Annotated in this window: 8 protein-coding genes; 4 read left to right on the top strand and 4 right to left on the bottom strand. The window is 45.6% G+C overall.

The window, feature by feature from the left end:
- Positions 1-83: 83 nt before the first annotated feature.
- The 3 genes from NDA03_RS13795 to NDA03_RS13785 all read right to left on the bottom strand — a co-directional run bounded on the left by NDA03_RS13795 (position 84) and on the right by NDA03_RS13785 (position 2,569).
- Complete coding sequence (locus NDA03_RS13795; RefSeq protein ID WP_348238291.1) at positions 84-239, bottom strand: hypothetical protein; 156 nt, start codon at positions 237-239, stop codon at positions 84-86.
- Between the two features lie 166 nt (positions 240-405).
- Positions 406-1,671 carry an MFS transporter gene (locus NDA03_RS13790; RefSeq protein ID WP_348238290.1) on the bottom strand — a complete coding sequence of 422 codons (1,266 nt, stop codon included), beginning with the start codon at positions 1,669-1,671 and terminating at the stop codon, positions 406-408.
- Positions 1,672-2,101: 430 nt separating this feature from the next.
- Positions 2,102-2,569 (bottom strand): MarR family transcriptional regulator, encoded by a 468-nt coding sequence (locus NDA03_RS13785; RefSeq protein WP_190415287.1) that lies wholly within the window; start codon positions 2,567-2,569, stop codon positions 2,102-2,104.
- Between the two features lie 244 nt (positions 2,570-2,813).
- On the opposite strand from NDA03_RS13785, the gene NDA03_RS13780 reads away from it, so the two are divergent.
- From NDA03_RS13780 to NDA03_RS13765, 4 genes are all read left to right on the top strand, one after another.
- Positions 2,814-3,458, top strand: coding sequence for a class I SAM-dependent methyltransferase (locus tag NDA03_RS13780; RefSeq protein ID WP_348238289.1), 645 nt, complete (start codon positions 2,814-2,816; stop codon positions 3,456-3,458).
- A gap of 287 nt (positions 3,459-3,745) precedes the next feature.
- Positions 3,746-4,258 carry a hypothetical protein gene (locus NDA03_RS13775; RefSeq protein ID WP_190441150.1) on the top strand — a complete coding sequence of 171 codons (513 nt, stop codon included), beginning with the start codon at positions 3,746-3,748 and terminating at the stop codon, positions 4,256-4,258.
- Positions 4,259-4,367: 109 nt separating this feature from the next.
- Positions 4,368-5,255 (top strand): hypothetical protein, encoded by an 888-nt coding sequence (locus tag NDA03_RS13770; protein ID WP_190441153.1) that lies wholly within the window; start codon positions 4,368-4,370, stop codon positions 5,253-5,255.
- A 266-nt stretch (positions 5,256-5,521) separates the two neighbouring features.
- On the top strand, positions 5,522-5,755 hold the full coding sequence (locus tag NDA03_RS13765; protein ID WP_348238288.1) for a Nif11-like leader peptide family natural product precursor: 234 nt from the start codon (positions 5,522-5,524) through the stop codon (positions 5,753-5,755).
- Between the two features lie 166 nt (positions 5,756-5,921).
- Here NDA03_RS13765 and NDA03_RS13760 read toward each other — a convergent pair whose 3' ends face one another.
- The gene (locus tag NDA03_RS13760; protein WP_190415277.1) at positions 5,922-6,815 is read right to left on the bottom strand and encodes a 3'(2'),5'-bisphosphate nucleotidase CysQ; all 894 of its coding nucleotides are present in this window, start codon (positions 6,813-6,815) and stop codon (positions 5,922-5,924) included.

Genomic DNA, 6,815 nt, shown 5'->3' with positions numbered 1-6,815 from the left:
CTCTTGCTAAATGTTTCAGAATTTGTAATTCTACATCCATTGCCCTACTTACCTTCCAGAGTTTTTTCTTTTAATCCTTTTATTCAGAATACTCGGAAAGTGACAGAAGAGGGATAAGCTTCTCGGCGGACGGTATTCGTAATCGTAGCGATCTCTTGATTTTGAGCGGTACTCAGATCCGCACCCCGACTGACAAAAAACTGAGTCAACTGTTCCAGTCGCTGCTGCGTTGCCGGCATTGCTTCCGAACTGCATCAGGTTCCGCCACTGGTTTCCTCCAGGTTAAATTGAAGGATTGCCAACCAATATAGCCATTTGAATTCATTCATAAACTTTTCTTTTTTCTTTCTTTCTTCCCTTCTTACTTCGCGCCTTTGCGGTTCAATCACACTCTTTTTATGATCGCTAGGGAAGAATGCCAATTTTCGTATAAATAGGGCGAACCAAGCGTCTTATGCCAGGAAGCTGTTTTGTAAATACGAAAGAACCGAGAATACAAAAGATTCCCCCCAGCATTAACGTATTGGGAGCGCCGATTTGACTTGCTAAAGAACCCGCAAACAAATTTCCTAAGGGAATAACGCCAAAAAATGCCATTGTGTAGATGCTCATCACCCTACCACGCTTATCATCCTCGACAATGGTTTGGAGAACTGTATTACTAGATGTAAATTGCAAAGTAAAACTCAATCCAACCACTAACATCATTAGTAAAGAAAGTCCCAGCAGGCGAGACAAAGAAAAACCAATCAATCCCATCCCCATGAAAGCCGGAGAATAAGCAATCAATCTGCCCAAGCCTAAAACATTTTTCCGCGTACTTAAATGAACTGCACCAATTAACGCTCCTACTCCCGCCGCCGCCATCAGAAAGCCCAGAGTTTCAGCATTCCCATAAAGAATTTGCGTGGCAAATATTGGTGTGAGAACGGTATATTGCATTCCCATAAAACTAACTAACGCTAGCAGCAAGATGATAGAACGAATTGGTGGAAAGCCAAAGGTATACACAAATCCTTCTTTCAATCTTTGCCAAGGATGAGCGTGAGAGACTGCTATTTTACTGGGCTTTACCTTCATTGCTAATAAAGCGGCAATGACGGCAATATAGCTGAGACCATCAATTAAAAAACAGTAACCTGCTCCAACTGAGGCAACAAGCAACCCTCCAATGGCAGGGCCAATCAATCGCGCCCCATTAAACATGGAAGAATTCAGCGCGATCGCATTCGCTAAATCATCTTTTCGTTCGATAATTTCTGGTACGAAAGCTTGACGAGTGGGGGCATCAAAGGCGTTAATGATTCCTTGAAATATACTCAAAACAATTAGATGCCAGACTTGGGCGATTCCGGTTAGCGCTACAAAAGCTAGCGCTAAGGACTGGAGCATGGCGAGGCTTTGAGTAATGACTAAGAGCCGATGACGAGAGACTCGATCGACTACAACCCCACCAAATGGAGTCAGTATAAAACTGGGAAATTGCCCTGCAAACCCAACTACACCCAGTAACAAGGCTGAATTCGTGAGACTATAAACTAGCCAAATCGTGGCGATTTGCGTCATCCAAGTTCCAACGAGTGAAAGCCCCTGACCGGCAAAAAATAACTGATAATTTCTCGATCTCAATGCCGGTAAAACTGGCAGAAACTTGATGGCGTTTTTCTTCATAATTTCTTGGTTTTCAGCGAATGCTTAAATAGCGGACAAGTTAGTTATTTCTTAGCAGGGAAGACCCAGCCAGGGTTTAAATTGGGGGTAAATTGGGGGTGTCCCTCTGCGGGCGGAAGCCGTGTGGCTTCCTGGGTTTCAACATCAGTATCAGGGGTTGCTTGTAGTTCTGATTACCTATCTACTGTCTGTTGATTTATTGCTACTGGAACAGCACATCCTCTAGAGAGGCATCTGTCCTTGGTTCAGTTTGTTGTTATCAATTTTTAGCTGCTCGGCAAAGTATTTAATAAGCGGTCATTCCGAATACGTAATGTTCGTGAAGTTATGCTTAGCCAGCGTTTACTTCGTATACGTAATATTTTTAAATAAATCCTTAATGCCCTGCTTCACTCAGCCGGATGAAGATTGCCCCTATCTTCTACAAGCCTTAAGAGAGATTCGCGATCGCTTGATCTACCAATTGAGAAAAATGTTCGCGTTCAGCCATCGGAATCCCTTTCATCGCCTGTTCCCGAATTTCTAGCGCGATTGGCGGTAGGACTTCTTGTAGTTGCTTGCCTGCTTCCGTCAACCAAATGCGCCAAATCCGGCGATCGCGAAGGTCGCGTTCCCGACGAATCAGCCCCCGCTCTTCCATCCGATCTAGCACCCCGGTGATCGTACCTCCCACTTGCTGTAGTTTTTCCCCAATACTGCAAGTGGCTAAGCCGTCTTCTTCCCACAAACAGCACAATACAACCCAGTGAAAGGGAGTCAGTCCCAAAGGCTCCAGCCGTTCCTGAAACTTGCGGCTAAACACCTGGGAGAGCAGTTTGATCCGGTAGCCCAAACTATAGGGTGCCATTACTTCGTGCCATTGCTCAAAAGGCTTGCTCTCAGCAGATGTAGAAGACATTGGTTAATTATTTAGCGTGCGTAATATTAATTTAGCTTTGTTTCTCGGTTGCTGGCAAGGGAAACCCCGCCAGGATTTGAAAGAGGGTTTTTTAACGCAAAGAACGCAAAGGCGGGCGCAGAGGTACGCCAAGCTAAGGTTAACAGCAGTCACTGTCAAGGGTGTAGCTTTAGCCTGTGGGCATATCTTTACAGTTCGTAATTTTTCTAAACTGGTGATGTAAAGATAGCTTCAGTTTTAGGTGATGATGCTGCGACCGAATCAACGTACTAAGTTAGACGATACCGATGATACAGAGTTTTACTCCTATCCGCGCTTTGTGACGCACGTAGACGAAGGGTTTATTCAACAACTGACGGATCTATACCGCGATCGCTTGAAGCCGAATACCCGCATCTTGGACATGATGAGTAGCTGGGTTTCCCATCTACCAGAGGAGATGAAATTTGCTCACATCGAAGGACACGGACTGAACGAAGAGGAACTGGCGAAAAATCCCCGCTTCGATCGTTATTTTGTTCAAGATATCAACAAAAATCCGAAGCTACCCCTACCGAATGAAGATTTCGACGCCGTTCTCAACTGCGTCTCGGTGCAGTATCTGCAATATCCGGATGCTGTATTTGCGGAAATTTACCGCATCCTCAAGCCAGGTGGAATCGCAATTATCAGCTTTTCCAACCGGATGTTCTATCAAAAAGCGATCGCTGCGTGGCGGGATAGTTCCGAAGCTAGCCGGGTTGAGCTAGTGAAAAGCTACTTCACCTCAGTCCCTGGATTTAGCTCCCCAGAAGTCATTACTCACCAATCCTCCGCCCCGAAGTTCCTACAGTGGATGGGTACCAGTGGGGGAGATCCTTTCTACGCTGTCATTGCTCACCGCTCTTAAGCGGCAGAATCTCCTCCCCCTTTCTCCACAGGGATTCCGAGGCACCCAATCCCTCCGCTTGATTGGCGCTACACTTCACTTCTCTCTCTCCCTGAAAAAAGGGTTCGAGGAATTCTGATGTAAAATCTCGCGCAAGTAGAATGTAGGGAGAAGAAGAATTGGGGTTGAGACTTGTCACAGCTTAAGTGAGTGAACCGCTTGAGAATCGCTTAAGTTTCTCCATAGCTAGATGCCAAAAATGTGAAGATGGTGATAAAAATGAAACCTCAAGCTATCAGGAGGCGGTAATGATTTTTCAAAATGGGCGGAGAATTTTCGCAGCGATGTTGCTCTCGATGTTGCTGCTAGTAACTTCTTGTGCAACCCAAACTCCCTCTCGTTACGACCAAGCGCAAAAGGAAAGCACTCAAAGGAATGCTCCTCCAGCAGTTGCTAAACAGGCTGAACAGGGAAGCAGCTTTAATAAATTCTTTCCAAAAAGTAGCAGTGGCTTCCAAACTGTACCAGCTCAAGAGAAAAAAGGCTTTGCTGAGTATAAGTTGAAAAAAGACGGCAAGGATGTTGCCGTACTGTCTATTTCTGATACCACTAGCACCCCCACAGCCGCAGCGAAATTTAAGAGCAGCAGTAAAACAATCGCTGGCTATCCAGCGGTGAATCAGGGGAATAATGGCACTGCTGTTTTAGTAGGCGATCGCTACCAAGTCAAAATTCAATCCCGCGATGCTTCCTTTACTCAAAGCGATCGCGAAGCTTGGCTGCAAAAATTCAATCTCAATGGTCTGTCTCGACTAAAGTAAGTAGTCCTGAGAAATCAGTCATGAGTCATTCGTTTGCAATTAATGGCTCATGACTGATTACTGCTGACTACTGATGAATGACAACTGAAAAAACAAGGAGACTACGACTGTGAGCAAATCGATTTTTGAACTGGTTGATGAGCTACCAACCAATAACATCACCACGATGGCTTTGCGATCGCTTGATTTTGTCGTTCCGGGGCAATGGCAAAATATTGTTGGCTTTGACAACACAATTCGTGCTGTCACTGGCGAAACTGATGAAGCGTTAATTCAGCAAATTGGCGAACGCGCCGTCTATCTGTACAACGACAAATCGCAGGGATATCAGCGAGCCATGTGGCTCTATCAAACTGTTGATAGTGCAGATAAAGCTCTCGGTACAGCCGCCTTGGCGAACAAAGTAGGCGAAAAAATTCCGCTTTTCGGTTTTTTAAACAACATCACTCCTAAAGCGGACAAAGCTCAAACGATTGATTTGTGTATAAAATTGGTGGTTGAGTTGGTTGCCTTTTGCCAAATCAACGGCATCCCAGGAGACAGCATTGGAGATTTTGTCGCCTCTTTAGCTGATTATAGTGGCGAATCTTTGATGCGGATGGTGGCTTTAATTAGCTTTGATGGTTTAGTTCCCCTTGGCTCTGACTTCCTCCTCAAAGCCACCTCCGGATTGAATCAAGCGAGTCCCGCCGAGTTAGAAGGAAATCAGACTTACCAGCGTGTCCACGATTTAATTCCTGGCGGCAGTCCGGAAGGTAAGCTCAACTTTATCGGTCAAAGTTTCGATTCAGTTAAAGGCTGGATGAGTGGTTTTGTCACCTCACACAATTTAACCCCACAAAAAGTTGTCAGTAACCTGCAAAATTTTGTGGAAGTTTCCGGTGACAAGTTGGACTATCTGGGTGCCTTTCTAGATGTGACAACGAACTATTACGAACACACAGGCACTCAAACCTTGGCTCGTCGCTTGATTGAACGCGCCTCCGCCGAAATTTAAAATCTTCGTGCTGGTATGTCTTAGCACAAGTGTATTTAGCTGCCGGTATTTGCAGATACCGACAGCTTTAATTTTTGTCAATATTTTGTGACTTGTATCACAGAAATCTTTATCCTAAAAGGTAACTAGGTTCAGCCGACATGATATGCAGGGGTAGAGACTTATTTCACCTCAGCTGTGATGCCGACGCGATGCACTATCTAAATATCTTTAGTGCATCGCAATCACGCATTTAAATCACACATATTTAATGGAGATGTATTGTCATGGCACAGGAAAGCGCTGCCAGTTTGTTCAAAGCAGTTAAAGAAGATCAAGCATTACAAGCAAAACTCAAAGCAACCACTAACCCGGAAACCTTCATCCAGATTGCCCGTGAACGTGGCTATGACTTCACGGTTCAAGAACTGAATAATGAAATCGAAAATCTATCTGAGGAGGAGTTGGCATCTGTCATCAATCCGGGTATTGGCCCCCGGAGACACCTAACTCCTAGGTAATCTGATTGATTCTTGCCAAAACTACTCAATCATCAATTAAAAATGCAAAATTAAGAACTTGGCATTTTTAATTTCTAATTTTTAATTGATGATGGTGCTAGGGAAAATTCATGGTTTTACTGGTGGGAAACGCGATCGTGTTTTACGCGCGATCGCACGGTGCAACCTAAGCGGGCGCGTCCAATTGAGCCAGAATTTCTGAGGCTTGGGCGCAAAGCGTGTCGTGACAGTGACCATTACTCCCAATCAGACAACCCCATTGATTCACATCCCCCTGGTTGTACTTGGGGGGAGTGCCATCAGCGTGGGTGAATTGTCCGCCTGCTTCCGTCAAAATCAGCTCTGGAGCCGCCATATCCCAATCTTTGGGAGCAGATTTACCAGACAGAGAGATATAAACGTCTGCTTGGTGGTCGATGATGGTGGCAATTTTGCAGCCGACACTGCCGACATAGTGTTTATTTTTAAACGGCAGGTGTTGCACTAGCTGATTGAAGCGCTCATCTCGATGGGTGCGGCTAACGACTAAGGTGAGTTCCTCAAGGGCGTTGCGTTCCGATACGCGAACTGGCTTGGGTTGACCTTCACGAGTTTCCATATAGGTGCCGCCGCCTTTGGTTGCGTAATACAATTTTCCTGCCTCTGGCAACGCGACCACTGCCAGAATGGGACGCCCTTGGTGCGTTAAGGCAATATGAATTGCAAATTCACCCGTCCGATCGATAAAGTCTCGCGTTCCATCGAGGGGGTCAACGATCCAAACCCAAGGTTGCTCTACTGCTGGTGTCTGAGATTTATAAGTTTCTTCGCTTAAATATCCGAAATCCGGGCTGTTGAGAGACGCCTGCAAGTTATAGAGGATGTATTCGTTGACGGCGACATCTGCTGCCGTGACTGGGCCATCTTTTTTGTTTTCAACTTCCAAATCATCGGTGCTACGATCGCCGCGATAGTAAGACTGGAGGATATCGGCGGCACCCCAACCTACACTTCGAGCGATCGCGACAATTTCTTCTAGCCCCTCATATCGGTTTTCGCCCAACGATTTTAATACTGTCAC

Origin of the sequence: Trichocoleus sp. Lan (assembly GCF_039961855.1) — a bacterium.
In the GTDB taxonomy this organism is placed as follows: Bacteria; Cyanobacteriota; Cyanobacteriia; order Cyanobacteriales; family FACHB-T130; genus FACHB-T130.
The sequence above is the reverse complement of the archived record's forward strand: the minus strand, read 5'-3'. Positions and strand labels throughout refer to the sequence as shown.

Coding starts and splice junctions, on each gene's coding strand:
- NDA03_RS13795 (WP_348238291.1), bottom strand. CDS start 239: ATGCCGGCAACGCAGCAGCGACTGGAACAGTTGACTCAGTTTTTTGTC.
- NDA03_RS13790 (WP_348238290.1), bottom strand. CDS start 1,671: ATGAAGAAAAACGCCATCAAGTTTCTGCCAGTTTTACCGGCATTGAGA.
- NDA03_RS13785 (WP_190415287.1), bottom strand. CDS start 2,569: ATGTCTTCTACATCTGCTGAGAGCAAGCCTTTTGAGCAATGGCACGAA.
- NDA03_RS13780 (WP_348238289.1), top strand. CDS start 2,814: ATGATGCTGCGACCGAATCAACGTACTAAGTTAGACGATACCGATGAT.
- NDA03_RS13775 (WP_190441150.1), top strand. CDS start 3,746: ATGATTTTTCAAAATGGGCGGAGAATTTTCGCAGCGATGTTGCTCTCG.
- NDA03_RS13765 (WP_348238288.1), top strand. CDS start 5,522: ATGGCACAGGAAAGCGCTGCCAGTTTGTTCAAAGCAGTTAAAGAAGAT.